General features: G+C 55.8%; 21 protein-coding genes. 10 read left to right on the top strand and 11 right to left on the bottom strand.

What is annotated here, in order from left to right; genetic code table 11:
- Nucleotides 1-94 precede the first annotated feature (94 nt).
- Nucleotides 95-1,294 (top strand): porin, encoded by a 1,200-nt coding sequence (locus tag V7Z75_RS08480; RefSeq protein WP_334108184.1) that lies wholly within the window; start codon nt 95-97, stop codon nt 1,292-1,294.
- A gap of 89 nt (nt 1,295-1,383) precedes the next feature.
- Here the strand turns inward: V7Z75_RS08480 and ntrC are convergent, their stop codons facing one another.
- The 4 genes from ntrC to glnA form a co-directional block, all read right to left on the bottom strand.
- A complete protein-coding gene (ntrC, locus tag V7Z75_RS08475; RefSeq protein ID WP_334108183.1) occupies nt 1,384-2,772 on the bottom strand; it encodes a nitrogen regulation protein NR(I) in 1,389 nt (462 codons plus the stop codon).
- A gap of 25 nt (nt 2,773-2,797) precedes the next feature.
- Entirely contained in the window at nt 2,798-3,910 is a 1,113-nt protein-coding gene (gene glnL, locus V7Z75_RS08470; protein ID WP_334108182.1) for a nitrogen regulation protein NR(II), read from the bottom strand.
- A gap of 41 nt (nt 3,911-3,951) precedes the next feature.
- Entirely contained in the window at nt 3,952-4,440 is a 489-nt protein-coding gene (locus V7Z75_RS08465; RefSeq protein WP_334108181.1) for a DUF4124 domain-containing protein, read from the bottom strand.
- Between the two features lie 107 nt (nt 4,441-4,547).
- Nucleotides 4,548-5,957: a type I glutamate--ammonia ligase gene (gene glnA, locus V7Z75_RS08460; RefSeq protein ID WP_334108180.1), complete on the bottom strand. Its 1,410-nt coding sequence runs from the start codon at nt 5,955-5,957 to the stop codon at nt 4,548-4,550.
- Between the two features lie 245 nt (nt 5,958-6,202).
- Between glnA and V7Z75_RS08455 the strand changes: the two genes are divergently transcribed.
- The 6 genes from V7Z75_RS08455 (at nt 6,203) to V7Z75_RS08430 (ending at nt 9,892) form a co-directional block, all read left to right on the top strand.
- On the top strand, nt 6,203-6,658 hold the full coding sequence (locus V7Z75_RS08455; protein WP_334108179.1) for a rhodanese-like domain-containing protein: 456 nt from the start codon (nt 6,203-6,205) through the stop codon (nt 6,656-6,658).
- On the top strand, nt 6,651-7,478 hold the full coding sequence (aroE, locus tag V7Z75_RS08450; RefSeq protein ID WP_334108178.1) for a shikimate dehydrogenase: 828 nt from the start codon (nt 6,651-6,653) through the stop codon (nt 7,476-7,478). The genes V7Z75_RS08455 and aroE overlap by 8 nt, the downstream gene beginning before the upstream one ends.
- Nucleotides 7,475-8,164, top strand: a complete 690-nt coding sequence (gene mtgA / locus V7Z75_RS08445) for a monofunctional biosynthetic peptidoglycan transglycosylase (protein WP_334108177.1) — start codon at nt 7,475-7,477, stop codon at nt 8,162-8,164. The genes aroE and mtgA overlap by 4 nt, the downstream gene beginning before the upstream one ends.
- A 97-nt stretch (nt 8,165-8,261) precedes the next feature.
- Nucleotides 8,262-8,390 (top strand): LPS translocon maturation chaperone LptM, encoded by a 129-nt coding sequence (gene lptM, locus V7Z75_RS08440; protein WP_334108176.1) that lies wholly within the window; start codon nt 8,262-8,264, stop codon nt 8,388-8,390.
- A gap of 9 nt (nt 8,391-8,399) precedes the next feature.
- On the top strand, nt 8,400-9,647 hold the full coding sequence (gene lysA, locus V7Z75_RS08435) for a diaminopimelate decarboxylase (RefSeq protein ID WP_334108175.1): 1,248 nt from the start codon (nt 8,400-8,402) through the stop codon (nt 9,645-9,647).
- Nucleotides 9,648-9,703: 56 nt separating this feature from the next.
- On the top strand, nt 9,704-9,892 hold the full coding sequence (locus V7Z75_RS08430) for a YqaE/Pmp3 family membrane protein (RefSeq protein ID WP_334108174.1): 189 nt from the start codon (nt 9,704-9,706) through the stop codon (nt 9,890-9,892).
- 126 nt (nt 9,893-10,018) lie between these two features.
- On the opposite strand, the gene V7Z75_RS08425 is transcribed toward V7Z75_RS08430, so the two are convergent.
- The 7 genes from V7Z75_RS08425 to purU form a co-directional block, all read right to left on the bottom strand.
- Complete coding sequence (locus V7Z75_RS08425) at nt 10,019-11,734, bottom strand: peptidase domain-containing ABC transporter (protein ID WP_334108173.1); 1,716 nt, start codon at nt 11,732-11,734, stop codon at nt 10,019-10,021.
- The gene (locus V7Z75_RS08420; protein WP_334108172.1) at nt 11,734-15,615 is read right to left on the bottom strand and encodes a beta strand repeat-containing protein; all 3,882 of its coding nucleotides are present in this window, start codon (nt 15,613-15,615) and stop codon (nt 11,734-11,736) included. The genes V7Z75_RS08425 and V7Z75_RS08420 overlap by 1 nt, the downstream gene beginning before the upstream one ends.
- Before the next feature lie 69 nt (nt 15,616-15,684).
- A complete protein-coding gene (locus tag V7Z75_RS08415; RefSeq protein WP_334108171.1) occupies nt 15,685-17,025 on the bottom strand; it encodes a hypothetical protein in 1,341 nt (446 codons plus the stop codon).
- A gap of 27 nt (nt 17,026-17,052) precedes the next feature.
- Nucleotides 17,053-18,309 (bottom strand): HlyD family type I secretion periplasmic adaptor subunit, encoded by a 1,257-nt coding sequence (locus tag V7Z75_RS08410; RefSeq protein ID WP_334108170.1) that lies wholly within the window; start codon nt 18,307-18,309, stop codon nt 17,053-17,055.
- Between the two features lie 47 nt (nt 18,310-18,356).
- Nucleotides 18,357-19,124, bottom strand: coding sequence for a hypothetical protein (locus V7Z75_RS08405; RefSeq protein WP_334108169.1), 768 nt, complete (start codon nt 19,122-19,124; stop codon nt 18,357-18,359).
- Between the two features lie 6 nt (nt 19,125-19,130).
- Nucleotides 19,131-21,041, bottom strand: coding sequence for a TolC family protein (locus V7Z75_RS08400; RefSeq protein ID WP_334108168.1), 1,911 nt, complete (start codon nt 21,039-21,041; stop codon nt 19,131-19,133).
- 384 nt (nt 21,042-21,425) lie between these two features.
- Nucleotides 21,426-22,280 carry a formyltetrahydrofolate deformylase gene (purU, locus tag V7Z75_RS08395; protein ID WP_334108167.1) on the bottom strand — a complete coding sequence of 285 codons (855 nt, stop codon included), beginning with the start codon at nt 22,278-22,280 and terminating at the stop codon, nt 21,426-21,428.
- A 211-nt stretch (nt 22,281-22,491) separates the two neighbouring features.
- On the opposite strand from purU, the gene V7Z75_RS08390 reads away from it, so the two are divergent.
- The 3 genes from V7Z75_RS08390 to ispH are packed head-to-tail and all read left to right on the top strand — an operon-like array spanning nt 22,492 to nt 24,928.
- Nucleotides 22,492-23,040: a GyrI-like domain-containing protein gene (locus tag V7Z75_RS08390; RefSeq protein ID WP_334108166.1), complete on the top strand. Its 549-nt coding sequence runs from the start codon at nt 22,492-22,494 to the stop codon at nt 23,038-23,040.
- Nucleotides 23,037-23,951: a CobD/CbiB family protein gene (locus V7Z75_RS08385; protein ID WP_334108165.1), complete on the top strand. Its 915-nt coding sequence runs from the start codon at nt 23,037-23,039 to the stop codon at nt 23,949-23,951. The genes V7Z75_RS08390 and V7Z75_RS08385 overlap by 4 nt, the downstream gene beginning before the upstream one ends.
- 50 nt (nt 23,952-24,001) lie before the next feature.
- Nucleotides 24,002-24,928, top strand: coding sequence for a 4-hydroxy-3-methylbut-2-enyl diphosphate reductase (ispH, locus tag V7Z75_RS08380; protein WP_334108164.1), 927 nt, complete (start codon nt 24,002-24,004; stop codon nt 24,926-24,928).
- Nucleotides 24,929-24,949 lie beyond the last annotated feature (21 nt).

Below are 24,949 nucleotides of genomic sequence, written 5' to 3'. Positions count from 1 at the left end.
GGCTCCAACTTCTTCAATGAGAAGTCGCGCAGTACCCTCTGTTGATCGGGTAATACCACATCAGAGGCTAACTAAAACGCATTAGGAGATATACATGAACAAGAAATTAGGCTTGGCAGTTGCAGGTGCCGTACTGGCATTCGGCGCTTCCGCAGCAAACGCTGGTATCATCATTCCAGCAGGCGACTGGACCATCGACATCGGTGGTAACGTCAATGCTTACTACACCAACACTCGCTACAGTGGTGATCTTTTCCGTGGTGCAAATGGAACTAACGGCGACAACAACCAGATCTCTACAGGTCTGTTGCCTTCCGCTATCGGTATCGGTGGTAAGACTCGCCAGAACGATCTGGACATCGCATTCCAGTTCACATTCTTTACAGGTGTGAACGGTGGTGATGGCGTTCGTCAATCCTCCGGTAATGATTACAACAGCATCAACGTTCGTCAAGCTTACTTGACTTTCGGTGACGCTTCCTGGGGTACTATCAAGGCTGGTCGTGATCTCGGCCTGTTCGGTTCCGACGCTATCCTCTCCGACATGACCCTGTTGGGCGTTGGTGTTGGCGGCGGCAGGGCTGGTAACTCCACACTGGGCCGTATCGGCTCCGGTTATGTTTACGCTGACTGGATTGGTCAAATCCAATACGCATCTCCAAACTGGAATGGTTTCAGCTTTGCTGTTGCAGCTCGTGAAGGTCTGACGAATGATACTGCTACTTCTATCGATCAAAAGACTGAACTTGGTTTTGATGGTAAGGTAAGCTATGAGTGGGCTGGTGATGTTTCCGGTAAGGTTTGGGCTGGTTTTATTTCCCAAAAGCATAACGGAGCTACTGTTGGTGGTGTTACCGTTGATGACTACCGTACCACTGGCTGGGATCTGGGTGCCAAGGCTAACGTAGCAGATTTCGGCCTGGTTGGTTACTACTACAGTGGCCGTGGCCTGGGTGATGGCTTGCAACTTAGTCACGCTTTAAGCACCAGCTATGGTGTTGCTACTGTTGATGGTAAGTCCAAGGATAAGGGTGGCTATTTGCAAGCTACTTACAAGCTGCCAGAAGTTGGTACCAAGCTGGGTGTATCCTACGGTATCACCAAGTCTGATGGTCGTAATAACAGTGCTGACTACGAGAACAAGTCCTGGATCGTTGGTGCTTACCACCCTCTGACCAAGAGCCTGAACCTGGTTGCTGAATACGCTCACCAGAAGATTGAGGTTGACACTGCTGCTGCTAACACAGACGGCAAGGCCAAGACCATCAGCCTTGGCGCGATCCTGTTCTTCTAGGATTAAATCGCAAGATTTAGCTTAGAAAGCAATCGTAAAAACGGCACCTTCGGGTGCCGTTTTTTATTGTTTATCACTTTAGAGGCTATTTATTCTTCTATTCCTAACTCCTGAATCTTACGAGTCAAGGTATTGCGGCCCATGCCTAACTGGGTGGCGGCTTCGATGCGGCGTCCACCAGTGTGGTGCAGCGCCTGGGTGATGAGGATGCGTTCAAATTGCTGGGTGCGGCTATCGAGGATGTGGTGTTCGCCACGGTTGAGCGCATCGGTGATTTCCGCGGCGAGCGCGATTTGCCATGAGGCATTGCCGGCAGGGTGTGTGGTGTCTTCCTTGAGTTCCGGCGGCAGGTCGGCAATGTCGATATTTTGCCCGGGTGCCATGACGGTAAGCCAATGGCAGACATTTTCCAGTTGCCGCACGTTGCCGCTCCAGTTCAGCGTGCTGAGATAGCGTAGTGCGGCCACCGAGGGTTGCTTGGCTTCGACGCCAAGCTCCTGCGCGCTGTGTTGCAGGAAGTGTTTCACCAGCAGGGGAATATCCTCACGGCGTTCGCGCAGCGGCGGCAGGCGCAGGCGGATGACGTTGAGGCGGTGGAACAGGTCTTCACGGAACAGGCCTTGTTTGACCCTTTCTTCCAGATCCTGATGAGTGGCAGCGATGATGCGCACATTGACCTTGACGGGCTGGTGGCCGCCGATACGATAGAACTGGCCATCACAGAGCACACGCAGCAGGCGGGTTTGCAGGTCGGCAGGCATGTCGCCGATTTCATCGAGGAACAAGGTGCCGCCATCAGCTTGTTCAAAACGGCCACGGCGCGCGGCCTGGGCGCCGGTGAATGCGCCGCGCTCATGGCCGAATAATTCAGATTCCAGCAAATCTTTGGGGATGGCGGCGGTGTTGATGGCGATGAAGGGTTTGTCAGCGCGCGGGCTGTGACGGTGCAGGGCGCTGGCAACCAGTTCCTTGCCGGTGCCGGATTCACCATTGATGAGTACGGTGGAGTGGGAGCGGCTTAGCCGCCCGATGGCGCGGAATACCTCTTGCATGGCGGGTGCCTGGCCGATGATTTCCGGTGTTTTTTCCTGGATAACGGTTTCCGTGGCTTGGCGCATGCTTTCTTCCACCGCGCGGCGGATGATGTCGATGGCCTGGTCTACATCGAAAGGCTTGGCCAGATATTCAAATGCGCCGCCTTGAAAAGCTGCTACTGCGCTTTCCAAATCGGAATAAGCGGTCATGATGATCACGGGGATTTCTGGATGGCGTTGTTTGACCTCATGCAGGAAATCCAGCCCGGAGCCGTTGGGCATGCGGATATCGCTGACGATGACTTGCGGCGCTTCGCGGGTGAGCGCATTCAGCGCTTCCGGAACCGAGGCGAAAGTCTTGAAATCCATGTCGGTACGGGCCAGGGCTTTTTCAAAGACCCAGCGGATGGATTTGTCGTCATCTAATATCCAGATCGGTTTCATGATGTGTACCTATGTCTTGTGCTTTTTAGGGTTTTTGTTCGTGGGATTGCCGGGGGATATAGGCTTTCATTACCGTGCTCTCTATAGGCAGCAGGATGGTGAAGCAGGTATGGCCCGGCTCGCTTTCGCATTCGATCATGCCATGGTGCTGGGTGATAAAGGTTTGCGCGAGCGTGAGGCCCAGCCCGGTGCCGCCCTCATGGCCTGACACTAGCGGGTAAAAAATGCGGTCGCGGATGTCGGGCGGAATGCCGGGGCCGTTATCAATGATTTGCAACTTGATGGCGACCCGATAGCGTTGCTTTGCCAAGGTAACCTGGCGCGCGGCGCGGGTGCGGAAGATGATTTCTGGCATTTCCATCCCTGCATTCTGCATGGCTTGCACCGCGTTGCGGGCGATGTTGAGCACGGCCTGAATCAGTTTCTCCCGGTCGCCCACCAGTTCCGGCAAACTGGTATCGTAATCGCGGCGGATCTGTATGCCGCGCGGGGATTCCGCCAGCAACAGGCTGCGCACGCGCTCCAGCACCTCATGGATGTTGGTCGGCTCGTACTTGGGCACGCGGTGCGGCACCAGCAGCCTATCCATGAGCAGTTGCAGCCGGTCGGCTTCCTTGATGATCACCTGGGTATATTCGCGCAGGCTGACTTGCGGCAATTCATGTTCCAGCAATTGCGCCGCGCCGCGCAGGCCGCCAAGCGGATTACGGATTTCATGGGCCAGGTTGCGCAGCAGTTCCGCGTTGGCTTGCTGCTGGATGAGCATGCGCTCTTCGCGCGCAATGCGCAGTTGGTGGTCCATAGGCTGGAATTCCAGCACCAGGGCCGCAGGCGCAAGCTCCACGGGCGTAATGGTGCAGGTGACGATGAAAGATTGCTGGCGCAGGGTGGTGATCGGGAATTCGTGCTCGCGGAACGGGCTATGGTATTTAAGGGCATGCTCCATTGCTGAATCGAGAATGGAACAGCCGGGGAACACTTGTGAAATGGATAGTCCGGCAATTTGCCTGGCGCTGATTGCAAATAAGACTTCGGCGCCGGGATTGGCATAGACAACATGGTGTTGCCGGTCGAGCAGGATGATAGCTGTCGACAGGTGCTCCAGGCCGGCGAACGATAGAGGTATCTTGTGTTCCATGGCTTAATGTTAAGCAAAAGCCAGGCCAGCCAGAAGCCGTGTTATTTAAAGGCCTCTAACTCCTTTTGCAGAAGCTGCACATTTTTCTCATGTGCATCTACATCGGCCTGCAACCGCTGCATTTTCTCCTCGAACTTTACGACATTGCGGTAGGTTTTTCCATTGGCCCCGCGATATACCTCGGGTTTAGATTCCCCTTCGGCATAGGCGCGCTTGGCTTCTTCCAGCGCGGCTTTTTCTGATTCCAGCTCTTCCAGCAGGATATTCTTGCGCTGGTCATCGCGCTTTTTCTGTGTCTGGCTGTCCACGCGGGGGAAATTATTTGGCGTGGCTTGTTGCGGCCTGGCTTTCGGGGTGGTCGAGGCTGGTGCTGGTGGGTCTATCTCCAGCTTGGTCGCGCCTTTGCTGGGAACGTTGGAATAAGTGACGTGGCCGTTTTCATCAACACTTTTATAGATTTCAGCCTGGGCGACGGTGCAAAAGGCAGTGTTTGCAAGCCATGCGCAAAGGAGCAGACAGGTTTTCTTCATGCGGTGCAGTGTAGAGCAGAAGGCGAGGGCAGGCAATTGGCAGATACAGGCTTGGCGGCGTGGATACAAAAAAAGCGGGTTGCCCCGCTTTTCTTGGTGATCAGCAATTAAATACTGTAGTACATGCTGAACTCGATGGGGTGCGGCGTCTGGCGCAGCTTGGTGACTTCATCCATCTTCAGGTCGATATAGGCGTCGATCCAGTCTTCGGAGAATACACCGCCGCGGGTCAGGAACTCACGATCCTTATCCAGAGCTTCCAATGCCTGTTCCAGGGAGGAGGCCACGGTTGGGATGGCAGCATCCTCTTCTGGCGGCAGGTGGTAGAGATCCTTGGTGGCTGGCTCGCCAGGGTGGATCTTGTTCTGCACGCCATCCAGGCCAGCCATCATCAATGCGCTGAATGCCAGGTATGGGTTGGCGGTGGGGTCAGGGAAACGTGCCTCGATACGGCGCGCCTTGTCGGACTGCACAAAAGGAACGCGGATGGAAGCGGAACGGTTCTTCGCCGAATAAGCCAGTTTTACTGGCGCTTCAAAGCCGGGTACCAAGCGCTTGTAGGAGTTGGTGCCTGGGTTGGTGATGGCGTTGAGCGCGCGCGCGTGCTTGATGATGCCGCCGATATAGTACAGGGCGAATTCGCTCAGGCCAGCATAGCCGTTACCCGCGAACAGGTTCTTGCCGTCTTTCCAGATGGATTGGTGCACGTGCATGCCGGAACCGTTATCGCCGAAGATGGGCTTGGGCATGAAAGTGGCGGTTTTGCCGTAGGCATGTGCAGTGTTGAACACCACGTATTTGAGGATTTGCGTCCAGTCGGCGCGTTGCACCAGAGTGCTGAATTTGGTGCCGATTTCACATTGGCCCGCGGTGGCGACTTCGTGGTGATGCACTTCCACGGGAACGCCCATCTCTTCCATGGTGACGACCATGGCGGAGCGGATGTCGTGCAGGGAATCCACTGGCGGGACAGGGAAGTAACCGCCCTTGACGCCTGGGCGGTGGCCGGTGTTGCCGCCTTCAAACTTTTCGCCGGAGGACCATGCGGCTTCTTCAGAATTGATCTTGACGGAGCTACCGCTCATATCAACAGACCAGTTGATGGAATCAAAAATGAAAAATTCAGGCTCAGGGCCGAAGAATGCGGTATCGCCGATGCCGCTGGATTTCAGGTAGGCTTCCGCGCGCTTGGCAATGCTGCGTGGGCAGCGGTCATAACCTTTGCCGTCGGCTGGGTCCACTACGTCACAAGTCAGTATCAGGGTGGGCTCGTCCATGAAGGGATCAATATTGGCGGTATCAGGATCCGGAATCAACAGCATGTCAGAAGCCTGGATGCCTTTCCAGCCAGCAATGGAAGAACCATCGAAAGCATGGCCTTCGGTAAACTTGTCTTCGTCGAAGGCAGAAACCGGCACGGTGACGTGTTGTTCCTTACCCCTGGTGTCGGTAAAGCGAAAATCGACAAACCTGATGTCGTTTTCCTCTACCAGTTTCATTACATCGGCCACCGCCATTTGATTCTCCTAAGCTCTTTCTGGATTAAAGGTTGTTGAAGCATGATGCTGACGCTAAGGTAAGCATGAATTGTGCCACTGGAAAAAGGCAATTTCCCATTTTCACATATAAGATTACAAAAGAGAAATATTGTATAACGCACATTAACAGTGCGTTTGCCGGGTTTGTGCACCAATATGGTGCGTGTGGGTTTGCAGGGGAATTAGGGCTATACTCCCTGCATGGTTTAAGCAAGGAGAGAACAATGGAAACATTGAGCAGTATTCTGCAAAACGCAAGAGTGCGTGCTGAACAACATGGGTTGCCTTATGCCGGTGCATTGACACCTAAAGAGGCGCAAAAAGTGCTGGAAATGGTGCCGGTTTCAAAGCTGGTGGATGTGCGCACCAAGGCAGAGCTGGATCTGGTGGGGCGCATTCCTGGCGCAGCCCATATTGAATGGGCTTTTTATCCAGGCATGAGCCCTAATCCGGATTTCCTGATGCAGCTTGATAAACAGGTGGATCGTGAAGCCCTGGTCATGTTCTTGTGCCGCACCGGCGGACGTTCCCACAATGCTGCCGTCGTGGCGGCCCAGAATGGCTATACGGAAGCATACAACGTGTTGGAAGGCTTTGAGGGAGAGGCAACTCCTGACAACAAGCAGCGTGGCCAGATCAACGGCTGGAAGGCCGCCCGCTTACCCTGGACCAATGCCTGAGGTGAGCGTGGATCGTTATGCAGTGATTGGCCACCCGGTAGAACATAGTAAATCGCCACTGATTCACGCGGCGTTTGCGCAACAGACCGGGCAGCAGATTGAATATGGCAAGATATTGGCCCCGCTGGACGGATTTGCCGCCACCGTCGCCAGCCTGCGGGAGCAAGGCTATGCCGGTGCCAATGTGACTGTGCCATTCAAGTTTGAGGCTTATGCCTTGGCTACGGAATTGACCGAGCGAGCACGCGTGGCAGGAGCAGTCAATACACTGAGTTTCAAGGGTAGTGACATCTTGGGAGATAACACAGACGGCGTTGGCCTGGTGCGCGACATCGAGCATAACCTGGCTGTGCCGTTGGCTGGCAAGCGCGTGCTGCTGTTGGGGGCGGGCGGTGCTGCCGAGGGCGTGCTAGGGCCGTTGCTGGCCACAATGCCATCCCGGCTATGCATTGCCAATCGCAGTGTCAGCAAGGCTGAATCCATGGTGGCGCGTGCCAAGCCTGTTGATGTTCTGCTGGAAGCATGCAGTTTTGAGGCGCTGGCCGGCCAGGTGTTTGATGTGGTGATCAATGCAACTTCCAGCGGACTGAGCAATGAACGCCTGCCATTGACTGCTGGCCTGTTTGCCGACGGCGCACTGGCTTATGACATGGTGTATGGCCGGGAAACGCCCTTTATGCAATACGCCAGGGAAGAAGGCGTGCGGCAGATTGCCGACGGGTTGGGCATGCTGGTGGAGCAGGCGGCAGAAGCTTTTTATCTCTGGCGGCAGGTGCGTCCGCAAACTGCGCCCGTCATGACGATGATGCGTGCATTGTGATCGGGCGGTTGCTGTGGCGTGGGTTGCTGCTGGCCTTGGTGCTGGTGGTGCTGTATCAGCTCTGGATATTCATGCATATTCTCTGGTGGGTAGAGCATAATCCCGCCAACACGGCGTTCATGCGCAGCAGTCTCTCAATACTGCGTGCGGAGAACCCCAAGGCGACACTCAAGCATGAATGGGTGGAATACAGCCGAATTTCCCGCCACCTCAAGCGAGCGGTGATTGCTTCCGAAGATGCCAAGTTCACCGACCATGAAGGGTTTGATTGGGACGGTATCCAGAAGGCTTATGAAAAGAACCGGCAAAAAGGCCGGATTGTCGCGGGCGGTTCTACCATCAGCCAGCAATTGGCCAAAAACCTGTTTCTTTCCAACAAGCGCACGCCCTGGCGCAAGCTGGAAGAGGTGGTGATTACCTGGATGCTGGAGCGCATGATGAGCAAGCGGCGCATTTTCGAGATTTACCTCAATGTCATCGAGTGGGGCAACGGCGTGTTCGGGGCCGAGGCCGCCGCGCGGCATTATTACAAGACCAGCGCTGCCAACCTGAGCGCGGCACAAGCCGCCCGACTGGCCGCGATGATTCCCAACCCGCGCTATTACGACCAGCACCGCGAGGCGAAAGGCTTGGTGCGCAAGACAGGCATCATCGAAGCGCGCATGCGGCAGGCTGCTCTGCCTTGAAAGACACTGTGCGTGCAAAGGTTATGACAGGCTCTGGCCAGGACCGCAGTGACATTCATGGCCTTGTGCTAAAATCAATCTTTTGCGTTCAGACATCATGCGATTCTGTCTTTTAATCCTGGTTGCCAGCCTGGCCCTTGTCGCGTGCGGTACCAAGGGCGAACTTTATATTCCGGAAAAGCAGTATCCGCAGGATCCTGTGCCGCAACAACAACCTTCTCAATAAAAAATGTTCGTGAACCCCTTTCAATTGAACAATGGCATCCTGCATGCCGAACAAGTCCCGCTGAACCAGATCGCTGCAGAGTTCGGCACACCGGCCTATGTGTATTCACGGGCGGCGCTGGAGTCTGCCTATACGCGTTTTGCTGCGGGGTTTGCTGGTGCAGATCATTTGGTCTGTTTCGCCGTGAAATCCAACCCCAGCCTGGCAGTCCTGAACCTGTTCGCACGCCTTGGCGCTGGTTTTGATATTGTCTCTGGCGGCGAGTTGGCGCGGGTGTTGGCGGCGGGCGGTGACCCTGCCAAAGTAGTGTTTTCCGGTGTTGGCAAAACCGCTGCTGAAATGGAAGCCGCGCTGAACGCGGGCATTTTCTGCTTCAACGTGGAATCCGCCAGCGAGTTGGAACGATTGAACGAAGTGGCCGCGCGCCTGGGCAAGGTTGCCCCGGTGTCGCTGCGCGTCAATCCCAATGTGGATGCCAAGACCCATCCCTATATTTCCACCGGACTCAAGAACAACAAGTTCGGTGTGGCATATGAAGAGGCGTTTGATCTCTACCAGCGCGCCGCCAGCCTGCCCAATATTGCCGTGCATGGCGTGGATTGCCATATCGGTTCGCAACTGACCGAGCTGTCGCCTTTCCTGGATGCTTTCGACCGCGTGTTGGTATTGGTGGATCAGCTTGAGGCTGCGGGTATCAAGATTGAGCATATCGACCTTGGAGGCGGCATTGGTATCTGTTATGCCGATGAGGTTCCGCCCGATTTTGCCGAATATGCAGCCGCGATACGGCAAAAGCTGGGCAATCGTCAGGTCAAGCTGGTATTTGAACCGGGCCGTGCCCTGGTTGGCAATGCGGGTGCTTTGCTTACCAAGGTGGAATACCTCAAGCATACCGAAGCCAAGAATTTTGCCATTGTCGATGCCGCCATGAACGACCTCATGCGCCCGGCGTTGTATGATGCTTATCATGAGATTGCTGCCGTGGTGCCAGCAGCAGGGCAGGATGCCCAGGTATATGAAGTGGTTGGGCCGGTATGCGAAAGCGGCGATTTCCTTGGACATGACCGGAAACTGGCGCTGCAGCAAGGTGACTTGCTGGCTATTTTATCTGCCGGAGCCTATGGCATGAGCATGAGCTCCAACTACAATACCCGTCCCCGCGCTGCGGAAATCATGGTGGATGGCGACAAGGCACACCTGATTCGCCAGCGCGAAACGGTTGAGCAATTATTCGCCCTGGAAAAGGTTCTAGACTGAACCTTGCCGGGGTTACGGTTCAAGCAGTTTTGTAAAAATCAAAAAAGGAGATCAACATGCGGCTGATTCTTGCCATTTTCCTGCCATGGTTACAGTTCTTCACCATTGGCCGTCCGATTGCAGGCATTATCTGCCTGATCCTGCAAATCACCATCATTGGCTGGTTGCCTGCGGCTATCTGGTCTGTCTATGCACTGAGCGAATACAAGACCGACCAGAAAATCAGCAAGGCCTTGCAGAAGTAATCAGGGAGTTTCCCGAATAAAAAGCCAGCGGTTGCTGGCTTTTTTATTGTGGTCATGCCGAGCTTGATAAGGCAGGAATGTCAGGGAGAAATTCAGGTTCCGGCTGGCATGGGGTGGTGACGTGGTTTAAGCCGGACGTAGCAATTTCTCTTTCGGCCCGTCGGCTGCGATCTTGCCACCGTCCAGGGCAATGATGCGCTGAACCGCCGTCATCATGGCGGCGCTATGGCTGATCATGATCAGGTTGCCGTTGCCCACTACCTGCGGCAGGCGTTGCGCCAGAAGCTGTTCGCCTTCCGGGTCCAGCCCCAGGCTGGGTTCGTCGAGCAGCAGGATGTTGCTGCTCTGGGCGAAAGCACGCGCGAGGGCGACCTTTTGGCGTTGCCCGCCGGAAAGGTTGCTGCCGCGGTCGGCAATCGCCATGGTGAGGGTGAGGGGGCCTTGCTTGAGTTCTTCCTCCAGGCCGGAGGCCCATAGCGCGCGTTCCATGCGTTCGCTGTTCGGTTTGCTGCCTGCCAATAGCAAGTTGGCTTCCAACGTGCCTGCAAACAGCACGGGCTCCTGCGGCTTGTAAACCAGCCAGCGTGCACGGTCTGCGGGAGAGATGGCATGCAGTTCGTAGCCGTCGATCAACACTTCGCCTTCATCCGCGATGCTCAGGCCGGCGATCAGCTTGAGCAGGGTGCTCTTGCCTGCGCCGGGACGTCCCAAGAGGCCGATTTTCTCGCCTGCGGCGATATTGAGCGTGACGTTGTCCAGCGCGGCAGGCCGGTCGGGATAGCGCTTGCTTAAACGCAGCAATGTGATGTCGCCCTTGGCTTCCGGCTTGCTGACCTTGAACGAGGCATGCGGCGCGGATTGCTCGACATCGTGGCTCACGCCTTGCGCAGCCTTGCCGGACTCCAGCAGGTCGTCCATGCGTTTGGCGGAGCGGGTGAAATCCTCCCATTTGCCCAACACCAGGTACAGCGAAGTCACCAGCATCATGGCGCGCGCGGCGATCAGTGAGCAGGCGATCAAGCCACCGACGGACAGCATGCGTGCCTCGATCAGGTAAGCGCCCAGCGTGAGCACAGCCACGGTGGTAAATGTCATCATGCCTGCGGAAAGCGTATTGCTATGGCTGGCCGACAGTCGGCGCGCGGCTTCCAGTTCGCTCACTTTCTCGGATTGCGAGCGCCAGCCTTGCAACAGGCCGGTGACGCCGGGCGTGGTGCGCACTACTTCCATGCCTTGCAACACTTCGCCGATATAAGCCATGCGCTGGGTGGATGTTTTCTCCGCATCCCGGTTGAGGCGCAGCGTCTGGCGCTGCACGAGATAGCCGATGCCTGCATAGATCAGGGTTAGCACGCCGACCAGAATCATGATCGGCCAGGCAATGAAGCCGATCACCAGCATGTAGAGCAGGTAGAACGGCAAGTCGGCAATTGCCAGCAGATAGGTGGAGGAAACGAAATTCAGCGCGTTGGTGAGGTCGCGGTAGTGCGCCAGAAAGGTTGCTACGCCGCCTGCCGGCATGTCACGGTCTGCCAGCAGCTTATGCCATAACCCTTCATCCGTTTTGCGCGCCATGTCCGCCGCGACGCGTTCTACCGTCCAGTTGCGGGTCATGCGCATGCCGACATCCAGCAAGATGAAGATCAGCATGCCGATCACCAGCGCCCACAGCGTCTCGAACACGCCATTGCTGACGATCTTGTCATACACCAGCATGGAGAACAGCGGCAGCAGGATCTGGCCGCTGTTGATCAGGAGGCTGGAAATGCCGACTTCAAGCCATTGGGCGCGGAGCAGTGACCACAGGCTGGAAAGCGCAGAAGTATTCGAATTGCTTATCATCAGGCAGCTTGCCACTGCACGGTAGCAATTAGCGTGGAGCTTGCATCATTCCATGCACCGTTATAAATCAGATATTCCTTATTGCCACCGCCAAGATCGATTTCTCTCCAATTATCTGTAGGATGGGAAATGCTGATGCTGTCCCCAGTATCTGCACGTATTATCAATTCTGAACCAGTATTGGCATTGATGCCGGTCTTGATACCGTTGATTGTTGCAGCATCAACAGCAAGGTTAGTGTTTTTCCCGTCGCGGATGTCGATGATGTCGATATTCTTTACTAAACCGCTACCGCTGTTAGCAAGCCCATTACCAGTACGTAGGGTAGAGAGCGCATAGGTGGCATTATCGATGAAACCGGTGAGCACTAGTGTGTCATCAGTACCTCCGCCGCCATCAATACTGCTGAAGCGGTTTGTTGTGTACTGTGGAGTGCCATTTGCTATTTCATCCACAGACGCATGAATAGTGTCGTTCCCGTTGCCGGCAAAAACCATGTCCCTCCCCTGTGTGGCGTAAATCACGTCGTTACCATTTCCCCCGTCGAGGTAATCATCACCAGTACCGCCAATCAAGGTGTCGTTACCATTTCCCCCGCGCAGCGTGCTGTTACCATTGCGTGCAACCAATACGTCGTCATATTGCGTACCGGTTAGGTTTTCTATGTTGATGAAAGTATCAGATGCAAGCCCGTTGATAGTGCCTGTGTTGGCAGATATGCCGCCTGCTGCAGCAAGCGCAGCCGCTGCTTTGGCATCCAGGCCTGTAGCTCCCAGACTTGCCTTTACGCCAGCACTGGCATGGATATATGTTGCAGTATCAGAGCCGCCAGCGCCATCCAGGGTATCACCACCGCCGATACCCTCCAGCGTGTCATTGCCACTGCCGCCTGTCAGTCGGTTGGCTTGTGAATTTCCGATCAGGTGACTTGCCCCGGAGCCTTCTACTGTCAGGTTTTGTATGTTGGACAGCACATCTCCAAATGCTTCCGTATTGGCGGTGGAGCCTCCAGTGATGCGCCCAGCAATGCCACCATTCACGATCATCCCGGAACCCAGCACGTCGCCATTGGCATTGGTTGTGCGAGCCAGGCCGTCTGTGAGCGAAACCAGGACTGAGGAGGTATAGACAGCGGTATTGTTACCTGTGCCACCATCAATGATGTCGGCGCCTGTTCCGCCGTAAATGGTATCGTTGCCGCCGCCGCCAAAGATGGAGTCATTGCCTGCGCCGCCGCGCAGGATATTGTTACCATCGTTGCCGATCAGCGTGTCATTGCCTGATCCGCCTGTCAGGTGGTCGATATCCACCAGGCGATTTGCCTGGGCTGTGCCGAGGCTGGTACCGGCAAAGCCGGTGTCGATGTTGGCATAAACACTTGTGGATAGGCTATAGATAACGGTATCGCTGCCCGTGCCGCCTGTCACAGTACTATTGGCATTGCCGATGGTGATGGTGTTTGTGCCATCGCCTGCCGTGATATTGCTCAGGCCTGTGCCGGAAACAATCGTGTCATTACCGCTGCCCGCGGTAATGGTGTTGTTGCCATTGCCAGCTTTGATATTGTTATTGCCATTGCCTGCATCAATGGTGTTGTTGCCGCTACCTAATGCTTCAATGGTGTCATTGCCTGATCCGGCTGTGATGTTGTAGGTGCTGCTTCCGGTATCTGTACCTGCTTTTATCAGGTTGCTTCCATTGCGCGCATTGAGGATGCTATCGAAATTCCCGACGGTAATCGTGTCGTTGCCCGCTGCCGAGCCATTGATATTCTGGATATTGCGTAAAATATCGGCACTGCTGCCGCCGCTGATGAGCGTCTCGACAGTCGGGTCGACAATATTGATTGAAACACCAGTCGTGGCATGCATAAAATCCACGGTGTTGTTTCCATCGCCGCCATCAATCTTGTTCACGCCATTGGTTGCGACAATGGTGTCATTGCCGCTACCGGTCGTAATGTTCTCAATGCTGTCGAGAATATTGGTGATGCCGTTGACCGTGCCAGTCTGTAAATCAACATTCAAATCATCAGCGACGTTATAGATCAGGGTGTCTGTTCCCATACCGCCTCGAATCACTCCGCTCTTCACCCCGCCAGCTTCGCTGGGGAGCGCGGAAACCTGAAAGGTATCGTCATGGTCGGTGCCGATCAGGCTTTCGATACTGATGAGGGTCACATCGCCGCTGTCACTGGTGGCAGTGCCATTGCCATTTGCATCCAGTTTGACATTCACTGCCTGCAAGCCGGCAAAGCTGGCGGTATCGACCCCAGTTCCGCCATCGAGAGTATCGGCTCCGCCACCGCCTGCCAGGGTGTCATTGCCATCACCGCCAATCAGGCGGTTTGCGTGGATATTGCCGGTGAGTTGGTCATCGCCTGCGCCGCCAGTCAGATTCTGAATACCGCCAGTGTAGGTGTCAGTGGCTACGCCTCCGCTGACAACACCACTGCCAGTCGCATCATTATTCAGGCTGGCTATTACATTCTGCCCGGCAGTCATGTTTTCATAACTGGCAGTGTTGTTGCCTGCTCCACCATCAAGAGTATTGTTGCCACTACCGCCGATCAGCGTGTCATTGCCTGCACCGGCGCTGATAATGTCATCTCCATCACCGCCATCAATGATATATCCAGTACCGTTGGACGGCAGGATGAGCACCGCTTCCCCATTCTTGGTCGCTGTGAAATCTTCTGTAGTGGTGGCATTGCGATAGCTGAAGTAGAAATCCTTGCCAATGTCGAAAGTATAGGGCCCAGAAGTACCATGCATATAGGCGTTGATTGTGAAGTCAGTATTGGCGCCCCCCACGTTGTAGAAAATGTCGAGGTCAATAGAGCCATCGGCATTTAACATGGCAGGGTTGATGAACCATGTGGTGACTCCCCCCGAAGTAACGGAGGTAACCCCAGGGCCAGTGATAGTGAAGCCATCAGGCAGCGTGCCGGAAGATTGCAATCGGATGGTGCTGATATTATCCAGGCCATTGGTGCCAAGATGAAATGTCTTGCTCCAGGTTTCGTCATTTGCTGAGAAGCCTGCTGTATTCCAGTTGATATTGTCGTTACCGTTAGTGCCAGAGATTTTTTCTATATAAGCCTGACTCGCTGCGTTTCTTGCAGCTGTATTGAAGGCAGAATCTTCTGCCTGGCTGGGATCACGAGCACCTCTTGGTGCAGTGGTTTCTGCGGTGCCACCAGTAGTTTTGAAACTGTCAGAAGTATATAAGCTCCCATTAATGACAGGCAGGCCGATATTCAGGTTGTCAACAGTCTCCACCCGATTCCCCAGCCGATATACCGAAGGCTGATCCACCCTCGGCGGAATAATCGCATCCATCGCCTCGCCGCTGTTGTTGCCGCGGCCGTTGAGGCTGCCGCGCTGCACCTGGGAAGCTGTCGGCAAGGTCGGCGCTTGTGGCAACGGGGCAGCAGGGGCTGTTGGCGCGGAGGTGTGGTTGTTCAGCGCCATGAACAACGAGGTGTAGTCGATCTCGTCCGGTTGCAGCTCTGTGAGGCGGGTGTCGATGTTTTCACTGATGATGCGCAGGTTGCCGGCATCGGCGGCGTCCACAGTGCCGACCTGCTGGAAAAGCTCGCTCAGGCTGGTGGTGTATTTGTCGCCATCGAATTCGACCTTGGGCGCATTGACTTCCAGTGCGTCGAGGGCGCCATTGGGGATGATGATGTAGGTGCCATCGGCGAAGCCCAGCACCAGGTCCACGTCGGCTACATCGACCGATTTGAGCGCGCCATGGCTTTCCGTGAGGCGGATGATGCCGTTTGCATCCGCTTCAACCCGCGTGACGTTGGTCACGTGGTTTTGCTTGCTGCTGGGGCCGTTACGCTGTTCAGTGACTGCAGGTTGGGTGATTGCCATGGTGGTGTTCCTTTCAATGTGCTGCCCGGCCATGCCGGGCATTCAACAACTTACATGCCTGGTATGTCATTAACGGCGTTGCTTGCCTGCCTCTTCCAGTAAGGAGGACAACAGGGCGCGCTGCTCGGCAGGCGAGAATCTGTCCATCATATCGGTGATGTTGGTACGCAGTTCCATCGAGTCGTCCGTCATGCGCGCCAGCATATCGCTCATGCGAGAGAGATCGGTTCCCTGCCGCGCTGTGGTCTGAATCAGCTCGGAGAAGTGGTCGTTGAGCTGGGCCAGCATATCGGCATTGCCACGCTCCATCATGGCGAGGATGGTGCCGAGCTGACGGCCCACGCGTTGCAGCTCGCCGCGGAATTGGGAGACGGATTCATTATGGTCTGCCATGGCGCGCATCATTTCGCTGCGTTGCTTGTTGAAGTTATCCAGCTCGGCTTGCAAGGCGCGGTCCTGCAAGCGCGAGGATTCGCTGAGGCGTTCCTCGATGCGGCGCAGCACGCGGATTTCCTCCGTGGCGATTTCGCGGCGGAATTTGAGTTCGGCAGGATCCATGTTGGCGAGGTAGCCAGTGCTGGATGCTTCGCCTTCGATGACGGTGATTGCGCCACCAGCAGTGGCATTGCCGTTCCCGTTTCCTGCCTGGGTATGGCTGGCAAGGCGCGAGATGGCTTGCTCGATATGCTGGGCTACTTCGGAGCCGAGAATGGAGAGCACTTCCTGGTTGCAGCGGCGCACGGCCACCATCATGAAACCGAGCACGATGGAGCCCAGCAGGCCGAACAGCGAGGCGGAGAAGGCAATGCCCATGGAGTGCATGGGCGCGCGCATGCGGGAGACCATGTCGCGGAATACTTCAACCGGGCTATCCACCCCGACGTTGATGGTGGCGAAGCTGGAAATCAGGATAGCGATATCGTCCAGGGTCGCCAGCAGCCCGATGAAGGTGCCCAGCAGGCCCAGGCCGACCAGCAGGCTGGTGAGGAACTGCGGCAGGGCATTGCGGTTGGTCAGGCGGCGGCCAGCGCTGTTGAGTTCGGCATCGATCGCGACCTGTTCCTGGTGGGCAATGCCGCGGCCAGTGGAGGAAGCCATCATGCGCAGCACGTAGGCAATGTCGCCTTCATAGGCATGCGCCCTGTCCTGCAACTGGGCTGGGCTTTCGCCGGACTGCGCGGCATTGGTGTAGTTTTCCAGCGTTCTGGCTTCGCGCAACATGCGGCGGACGTTGAGCAGGATCAGGATGCCGCCCAGGATGGTGATGAAGAAGATGACGTAGTTGATCTGCGGATGCGGATTGTCGGTCAGCGTCTTGAGAATCGCCTTGTGATAGATAGCAGCGCCCAGCAAAAGCAGCACGAATGGCAAAGCCGTGTAAAAGTAATAGATTCTTAGTCGCTTCAACATGTGGAACTAGCCTTTAACAAGTAATTGTTATCTCGGATCGCGGAATACACGATCCCCAAAACGCATCATCGGCGACAGCAGGTAGGAAAGCACGGTGCGCTTGCCCACCACGATATCCGCAGTCACCGACATCCCCGGCGAAATCGGGCCGGCGCTTTTCGCCAGCTTGATCTCGCTGATGCTGCCTACATCTACCCTCACCCGGTAGTAATATCCTTCACGCTCGTCGAACAGCGTGTCTGCGCTCACTTCGGTGACCTTGCCGGGCAAGGCGCCGTAAGTGGCATAGTCAAATGCGCCGATGCGCACCCGCGCCGGCAAGCCGTTGCGCAAGTTGGCGCGGTCGTCCGGCCTGGAGCGTGTTTCCACCACGATGTGCTCGTCTTCCGGGGTGATCTCCAGCAATGGCTCGCCTGGCCGGATCACGCCGCCTACGGTAGAGAGCATCATGCGGTTGACGAAGCCGGCCATGGGCGCACGCACTATATTGCGGTCAAGCTTGTCGGCATTGGTTTCGAACTCCAGCGTGGAGCGCTGCAATTCGGCACGCACATCAGTCAATTGCGCCGTGGCATCCGCGCGGAAGCGCGCCCATAGTTCGCTGACCTTGGATTCGATTTCTGCTTGGGCTGCTTTCAGCCGTGGCAGGGCGGCTTCCGCCTCGCGCAGTTGCGATTCCAGGCGTTGCAAACGGCTTTCCGCATCCAGCAGTTCCATTTTGGAAGCCGCGCCATTGTGGTTCAGACCCTCGATCAGCTTGTGCTGCTGACGTGCCAGTTCGATTTCCGAAACCAGGTTCCTGCGCCGGGTTTCTATCTCCGATATTTCGCCGCGGCGTTGGGCGCTCTGGTCACGTAATACGCGCGATTCCTCACTGATGCTCGACAGCCTGGCCCGCAGGGCGGCGGATTCTACCTGCTTGACTTCGGCGTCGTGCAGATCGGCAGGGAAGTTGATGCTGGGCTTGCCGCTGGCCTCAGCCAACAAGCGGGCCTCGCGGCCACGCAAGGCATCGCGTTTGGTACGTTCCTGTCCGAGATCGGAGCGTGCCTTGATGTCGGATAGCTCGATCAAGGGCTGGCCCGCTTTGACGATTTCTCCTTCCTGTACCAGGATGGTTCTCACAATGCCGCCTTCCAGATGCTGCACGATTTGCGCCTTGCCTGCCGGGACGACGCGCCCGATCGTGCGCACGATCAGGTCAACCTGTGCCAGGGCGGCCCATGTTACAAGCGCAACGATGGCCAGCAGGCTGATCAACACGAAAGCCCGTGAAGGTGTCATGCCACTCCATTGTTTGCGCAGCCAGCTCATTCAGTCATGTCTCTTTATTATTGTGTAGAGGCGTTGCCCGCAGGCACTACCGAAACCAGGGAACTATCAGACCTGGCGTTGCCGTCCACGATGGAGACACGGATGCGGTCTGCCGGCAGCTTCATCTCGATCAGCAGGTTGCGCACTGCCATGGCGCGGTAGAAAGCCAGGCGGCGAGCCTCGGTAAACCCTGGCGGCACGCTGACTTCCAGCGTGGCGCTGCCGCTATCCACGATGGCCTGCAATGGTCCGCGCAGTTCATCGGCCTCGCTGGTGGAAATGGTGACGGCATCATCGACAAAGTCGACCACCAGGCCGCCTTGAGCGCCAGCGATGGTCATATCAGGCTCTTCTGCGCGAATGGTGGCGGCCACCACGCGGCGCGGGCTGTTGCGGCCAGCGGATTTCTCATGTTGCAGGGCGGCCAGCTCATCCTTGAGACGGCGGGCTTCGTCATCCTTGCCCTTGAGCGCGGCCAGTTGTTTTTGCAGCGCATCGACTTGCAGGCGCAGGCGGGCCGCGTCATCGTCGGACTGATGCGAGGTCGGCGCGACGGCCTCCATGTCGGAAGGCGTGATTTGCGAGACCTTCAATTGCTCTTCACTCGGCGGGGCGACTGGCGTCTCGGCACTGACATGACGGCGCCCCAGTTCCATGGCGAAGATGAAAACGGCGATGGTGAGGATAGTCACCACGAACAGCAGGTTCAGCACCAGGTTGCTGACTGCATCCACATAGCCTGGCCAAAAAATCCCTGCGTCGTCCTGATCGTTATCGAGCTGCATATGGTGTTATTCCTTTGGCAATGGCGTGACCGTGCCTGTTTCCAGCGGGGCCAGCGGCGAAGTGACGGCATCGCCTGTATTGCCGGGCGCATCGGTCACGGGACCGAAACCGGGAATGTGGCTGCTGGCCGCAGCCATGGTCATGGGCTGGGATTGACCAAGCAGGCGGTTGATCTGCGACAGGGCGTCGATTTCCTGCGCGTGCAGGGTGACGAGGCGGGTGCGCGCCTGGTACTGGCGGTCATACACATCTAGCAAATCCAGCAGGGATTGGTTGCCTGCGAACATCTTCTCCGACATGGCATTGGCGGCGGAGGTAATGGCGTTCAGTTCGCGGTAACCGGCGAGCAATTGCTCGCGGGAGGATTCCAGAATGGCGTATTGCGAGATCATGGCCTGGCTGATACGGCGTTGCAGGTCGTCCAGCCGGTAACGGACTTCCTCGATGCGGGAGAGTTTTTCCTTGGTCAGGTAGTAATCGCTGCCGCCATTGAACAGGTTCCAGTTCATGACCACCATGAAGCGCTTATCGTCCTGCTCCCCGACTGGGCCACCTGCATTATCGGTAGTCCAGCGCGACAGTTCGAGATCCAGGCGCGGCGCATAACGTGAACGCGCGACATTCTGGTCGATCTGCGAGGCGCGCAGTTCTTCGCGCAGGGACGCAATATCCGGGCTGTTGCTCATTGCCACCTTGATGGCGTCGGCAGCAGTGGCCGGGATGGTGCCCATGTCTTCCCGCTCAGGCAGGCGGATGTTTTGCGGCGCGACATTGGTCAGGCGCAGGAACTCGATGCTGGCCGCGGAGTGCGCTGCCTCCTGCTGGGTGCGGGCTGAGCGGGCGGACAGGCTGCGGGCACGCACGCGCTCACGATCGGCATCGCTGGAAGCGCCTGCAGTCGCTCGCTTGTCCACGTAGGTAAACAGTTCATTGAGCTGGTTTTCATAGCCCAGCGATAAATCGGCAATCAAGCGGCTGGTTGTCAGGCCGAGGTAGGCGTTGACAGTAGATAGCCAGGCGTCTCCCTGGCTGCCGCGGCGGCTTTCCTCGCGGGAGGAGATAAGAGCTTGGCGGCGTTGCCAGTCGTAAATGCTTGGCATATCCAGTAATGGCTGGCGCAAAGTGATCACGCGGTCAGTGCGGGTGTGGTGAGATTCTTCCATGCGCGAACCGGTGCGGGCATCAATGGCGGAAGATGGCGAGGATATTTCGCGTCCCTTGCCATAACGCACGGACAGGTTGGGCAACAATAAGCCGCGTGCCTGCTTGGATTGTGCCTCTGCCTGGTTGAGGCGCTCATCGGCAACATGCACATCACGACTGAAGTCCACCGCAGCATTAGTGGCGGCGCGAATATCCATAGACTCTATGATTCCAGCCGGCACCTGTGATACATGGGATTGGGCGGCATAGTCGCTGCTCAGGTATTCATTATGGATTTCATTGGCTACCGCAACCGGGATGGTACTGATGCCAAACAGCCGGGACAGATGTAGGCCCTCGACGGCAGCGATAGATTGAGATTGGATGGGCAGATCCAGGTTCAGTGATTGCAGACCTATTGGTGCAACCCTGGTTTGTGCTTGTATTGCCTGCGGCGCTGTGGAAACAGCAGGCAATGTGGCGGTTGCTGGCGGCTTTGCCAATTGTTCCAGCGCGGTGGGTGCAATCACCAATTGTGGCTGTTTCAGGCTTTGCTCGGTTGCTCTGACCGCTTCACTCGCTGCATTGGCGGCGGCAGTGGCTGCACTGGCAGCCGCAGTCGCGGCGACAGCGGCTGCGTTGGCGGCTTCAACGGCCGCATGTGCGGCACTGGAAGCTGCCTGCAGTGAATTGGCAGGTGTTTTTGGTTCCCCTTGCGGTTCGGTAGCCCAGGCTGCGGTGACCACCAACATAGGCCATGTATATTTGAACATGAGGTGTTTACGCTTATTTAACACGTTCAACCCTTAAGATGATTTTTATAAATAGCTAGGTGCCGTTATTGGCTGTCCTGCCGCCTCCATCTAACCTGAAAACCTTGTTGCTATTGTCAATAATTGACATTTGGCGTGACTGCCAAGTAAAGCAATCCTAAGGAGCAATATATTGCCCAGCATATATCACGCCACCATGTTGCAATTATGTTTTTGATTTAAAGGTGTAAATACATTATGTTTTTGTTTTTAAATAAATTTAATTGTATTTTTCGGGCGATGGTTAATATGAAATATTTCTTTTTAACCATCTTATGGGTGTGCGCACTGCACCCAACTTTGTCGAAAAGCTGGCACATGTGCCAGCTTTTCGACAAAGTTATATTAATCAAAGATAACGGTTTTGTTCGCGTAAAGCAGGATACGGTTTTCGATATGCCAGCGCACAGCGCGAGACAGCACTACCCGCTCCAAATCCCTGCCTTTCTGAATCAGGTCTTCGACCTGGTCACGGTGGGAAATGCGGGTGATGTCTTGCTCGATGATCGGGCCTTCGTCCAGCACTTCGGTGACGTAATGGCTGGTAGCGCCGATCAGTTTTACCCCGCGATCAAAGGCGCGGTGATAAGGGCGCGCGCCGATAAAGGCAGGCAGGAATGAATGGTGGATATTGATGACGCGATGTGGGTAGCGCTTGACGAAACTGGGAGAAAGAATCTGCATATAGCGTGCCAGCACGATCAGGTCGACCTGATATTCGTCAAACAGGGCAAATTGCTGCGCTTCGGCTTCGACCTTGTTGTCCTTGGTGACGGCAATGTGAAAGAAGGGAATGCCGTGGAACTTTGCCAGGTTTTCCGTATCGCGATGGTTGCTGATGATGAGCGGGATATCGCAATCGAGTTCGCCGCTTTTATGGCGGTGCAGCAGGTCAACCAGGCAATGGTCATATTGCGACACCATGATGGCCATGCGTGCGCGGCGCTGCGATCCCTTGAGCTCCCAATTCATGTCGAACTGCCCAGCTATGGGGGAGAAGTGTTCGGCAAAATTGTCCAAAGTGAGGCTGGAGCCTGTCAAATCCCATTCTACCCGCATGAGAAACAGGTTGTTTTCAGCATCCTGATGCTGGTCAGCATGCAGGATATTGGCATCGTGGCGATAAAGAAAATCGGCGATCGACGCGACGATACCCTTGCGGTCAGGGCAGGTTACAAGCAGGGTGGCAGTATTTCTCATTATGGTTTGCAAGGGCTTGAAACACAAAAGCTGTCATTATACTGAGATTTAATGCTTGTGCAGGCCCAACGTCAGGTGCTGCCCGCGGTGAAAGTTATGATGAATACAAACGGTGTCTGTGGTATCTTTTGTCAGGTATCGTCATGATGTATAACGCTTGCGCGGCATACCTGTTTAATAAAAGATCAATGGCCGGATGGCAGTCAAGAACGTGAAAAAACAACTACCTTATTTCCTGCTGGTATTCCTGATTCCTATCCTCCTCGTACTGTGGTGGTGGGGGCTGTTTTCAACCGCCGAGGTTGAGATTGCCGAGCGCGGCAATTACCGTTACGCCTATCTGGAAGCTGAGGGGCCATACTCCAAGCTTTCCAGCAAGCAGGAAGAAGTCCTGCATGAGCTGGTGGAGCAGAAGATCAAGCCCGGCCCTGAAATCACGCTGATTTTCAGCGACCCTCGCACCACGCCTTATAAGGAACTTCATGCCCGCGCAGGTTTCATCATCGATGCGGATGCCCAGCCTGTTGCGCCGATCCAGGTCGATACCGTGCCGTTGCGCAAGGTGTTTGTAGCGAAAATCAAGGCGCATCCCTTGTTGGCCTATGGCAAGACCTATTCCAAGGTGCTGGATTTTGTGAAAGCCAAGGACACGACGTTGAATCTGCCGACAGTGGAAATTGTGGATGACAGCGTACTGACTGTTGAAATGCCACTGGAGCCTGTCACTCAACCGGAAAACACAGCAGGAGTGTCGCCGTGAATTTCATTATCCTCATCGGCGCCTTGGCGCTGACCTATTACCGCCCGCACCGCAAACAGGATTGGTTGCAGGAGATATTTGCTCCTTTTGCCCAGTTGCTGGAGCGCAACTTCAACGGTGGCAACCGCTTGCAGGGGACGACGGCATGGGTATTGATGGTGTTGCTGCCCAGTGTGCTGGTTGGGGGAATTTATTATCTCCTGCTGGAGATCAATGCCGTGTTGGGCATTCTGTTCGGCGTGGGCGTGTTGTATGTCACATTGCGGCTGAGCCAGTTCGGTCCCCGTGCCGAGGAAATCATTGCGGCGCTGCGTACTGGGAATATCGACGAAGCCCGTCAGTTGCTCGCGCAATGGGAAAAGGTAGATAGCGATCATTTCACGCTGACGCAGGTAGCGCAGGTCAGTGTGGAAACTGTATTGTCACGCGCGCATTATGGTCTGTTCGCCCCGATTTTCTGGATTGTCATTTTTGGCCCTGCAGGGGCTGTGTTCTACAGGTTATCCCATATCGCGACGATGGAGTGGCAGCCACAGGAAGTCACACCTTTCAACCAGTTGGCGAGAAAGGTTTTTTACTGGATCAATTGGCCACCCGCATTTGTGACCGCTGGCAGTTTCGCCATTGTCGGGGATTTCGAGGATGCTATTTATTGCTGGCGCTCACAGGCGGAAGGTTGGGCAGACAAGGCGATGGGCATGATACTCGCGAGTGGCGCAGGCGCGTTAGGAGCCAAGATCGGCGAGCCGTTACCCATGAACGGCATCCTGGTATTTCGCCCGGAACTCGGCCTGGGCGATGCTGCGGATGCAGATTATCTGCGCAGTGCGGTGGGGCTGGTCTGGCGGGTATTGGTATTGATGATAGGACTATTGCTGTTGTTGACCTTCGCGCATTGGCTAGGCCAATAGCAAGAGGACAGTGGACTGAAGTGCGGCAACACAGGATGACAGAGAGAAGAATGGAAATTGTATTAGCCAACCCGCGCGGGTTTTGCGCAGGGGTAGACCGCGCGATCATTATCGTGGAACAGGCGCTGGAGAAATTTGGCGCTCCCATCTATGTGCGCCATGAGGTGGTGCATAACAAGTTTGTGGTGGATGACCTCAAGAAAAAAGGCGCGATCTTCGTGGAAGAGCTGGATGAGGTGCCTGCCGGCAATACCGTAATCTTCAGCGCTCACGGGGTTTCCAAGGATGTGCGTGCCGAAGCAGAGGAGCGTGGCTTACGGGTCTTTGATGCTACCTGCCCGCTGGTGACCAAGGTGCATATCGAAGTGGAAAAGATGCGCGCAGCTGGCAAGGAAATTATTATGATCGGCCACAAAGGGCACCCGGAAGTGGAAGGCACCATGGGGCAGTCAGAAGGCGGTATGTATCTGGTTGAGACGCCGGAAGATGTGGAAAAGCTGGAAGTTGCAGACCCTGCGCAATTGGCATATGTCACGCAAACGACTTTGTCGATAGATGATGCGTCTTCCATCGTGGATGCGCTCAAGACCAGATTTCCCCAGATCATGTCTCCCCGTAGCGATTCCATTTGCTATGCCACGCAAAACCGCCAGGATGCTGTCAAGGTAATGGCGCGAGATTGCGACTTGGTGATTGTGGTAGGGTCGCCCAACAGCTCCAACTCCAACCGCTTACGCGAAGTGGCGCAGAATCAGGGCGTGGAGTCCTATATGGTAGATAATGCGAGTTTCCTTGACCCTGCCTGGATCGTTGGCAAGAAGCGTATCGGTGTTTCTGCCGGGGCTTCCGCGCCGGAGGTGCTGGTGCAAGAGGTGATCCGCAAGCTTGGGGAACTGGGCGCTGCCGATGTGCAAGAGTTGAGCGGAGTTGTGGAAAACGTGGTGTTCAAGATACCGCGCAATCTTGCAGAGGCTTGAATGAAAAAGGCGGTTTAACCC

This window comes from Methylobacillus sp. (assembly GCF_036844465.1).
In the GTDB taxonomy this organism is placed as follows: Bacteria; Pseudomonadota; Gammaproteobacteria; order Burkholderiales; family Methylophilaceae; genus Methylobacillus.
This window is presented reverse-complemented; position numbering and strand designations above follow the sequence as displayed.

What these genes read in the sequence shown, in the direction of transcription:
- V7Z75_RS08410 (WP_334108170.1), bottom strand. Translation starts at nt 18,309, where the DNA reads ATGACACCTTCACGGGCTTTCGTGTTGATCAGCCTGCTGGCCATCGTT.
- V7Z75_RS08425 (WP_334108173.1), bottom strand. Translation starts at nt 11,734, where the DNA reads ATGATAAGCAATTCGAATACTTCTGCGCTTTCCAGCCTGTGGTCACTG.
- V7Z75_RS08420 (WP_334108172.1), bottom strand. Translation starts at nt 15,615, where the DNA reads ATGGCAATCACCCAACCTGCAGTCACTGAACAGCGTAACGGCCCCAGC.
- ntrC (WP_334108183.1), bottom strand. Translation starts at nt 2,772, where the DNA reads ATGAAACCGATCTGGATATTAGATGACGACAAATCCATCCGCTGGGTC.
- ispH (WP_334108164.1), top strand. Translation starts at nt 24,002, where the DNA reads ATGGAAATTGTATTAGCCAACCCGCGCGGGTTTTGCGCAGGGGTAGAC.
- V7Z75_RS08415 (WP_334108171.1), bottom strand. Translation starts at nt 17,025, where the DNA reads ATGTTGAAGCGACTAAGAATCTATTACTTTTACACGGCTTTGCCATTC.
- V7Z75_RS08400 (WP_334108168.1), bottom strand. Translation starts at nt 21,041, where the DNA reads ATGTTCAAATATACATGGCCTATGTTGGTGGTCACCGCAGCCTGGGCT.
- V7Z75_RS08405 (WP_334108169.1), bottom strand. Translation starts at nt 19,124, where the DNA reads ATGCAGCTCGATAACGATCAGGACGACGCAGGGATTTTTTGGCCAGGC.
- purU (WP_334108167.1), bottom strand. Translation starts at nt 22,280, where the DNA reads ATGAGAAATACTGCCACCCTGCTTGTAACCTGCCCTGACCGCAAGGGT.
- V7Z75_RS08465 (WP_334108181.1), bottom strand. Translation starts at nt 4,440, where the DNA reads ATGAAGAAAACCTGTCTGCTCCTTTGCGCATGGCTTGCAAACACTGCC.
- glnL (WP_334108182.1), bottom strand. Translation starts at nt 3,910, where the DNA reads ATGGAACACAAGATACCTCTATCGTTCGCCGGCCTGGAGCACCTGTCG.
- glnA (WP_334108180.1), bottom strand. Translation starts at nt 5,957, where the DNA reads ATGGCGGTGGCCGATGTAATGAAACTGGTAGAGGAAAACGACATCAGG.
- V7Z75_RS08480 (WP_334108184.1), top strand. Translation starts at nt 95, where the DNA reads ATGAACAAGAAATTAGGCTTGGCAGTTGCAGGTGCCGTACTGGCATTC.
- lptM (WP_334108176.1), top strand. Translation starts at nt 8,262, where the DNA reads ATGCGATTCTGTCTTTTAATCCTGGTTGCCAGCCTGGCCCTTGTCGCG.
- V7Z75_RS08455 (WP_334108179.1), top strand. Translation starts at nt 6,203, where the DNA reads ATGGAAACATTGAGCAGTATTCTGCAAAACGCAAGAGTGCGTGCTGAA.
- aroE (WP_334108178.1), top strand. Translation starts at nt 6,651, where the DNA reads ATGCCTGAGGTGAGCGTGGATCGTTATGCAGTGATTGGCCACCCGGTA.
- V7Z75_RS08430 (WP_334108174.1), top strand. Translation starts at nt 9,704, where the DNA reads ATGCGGCTGATTCTTGCCATTTTCCTGCCATGGTTACAGTTCTTCACC.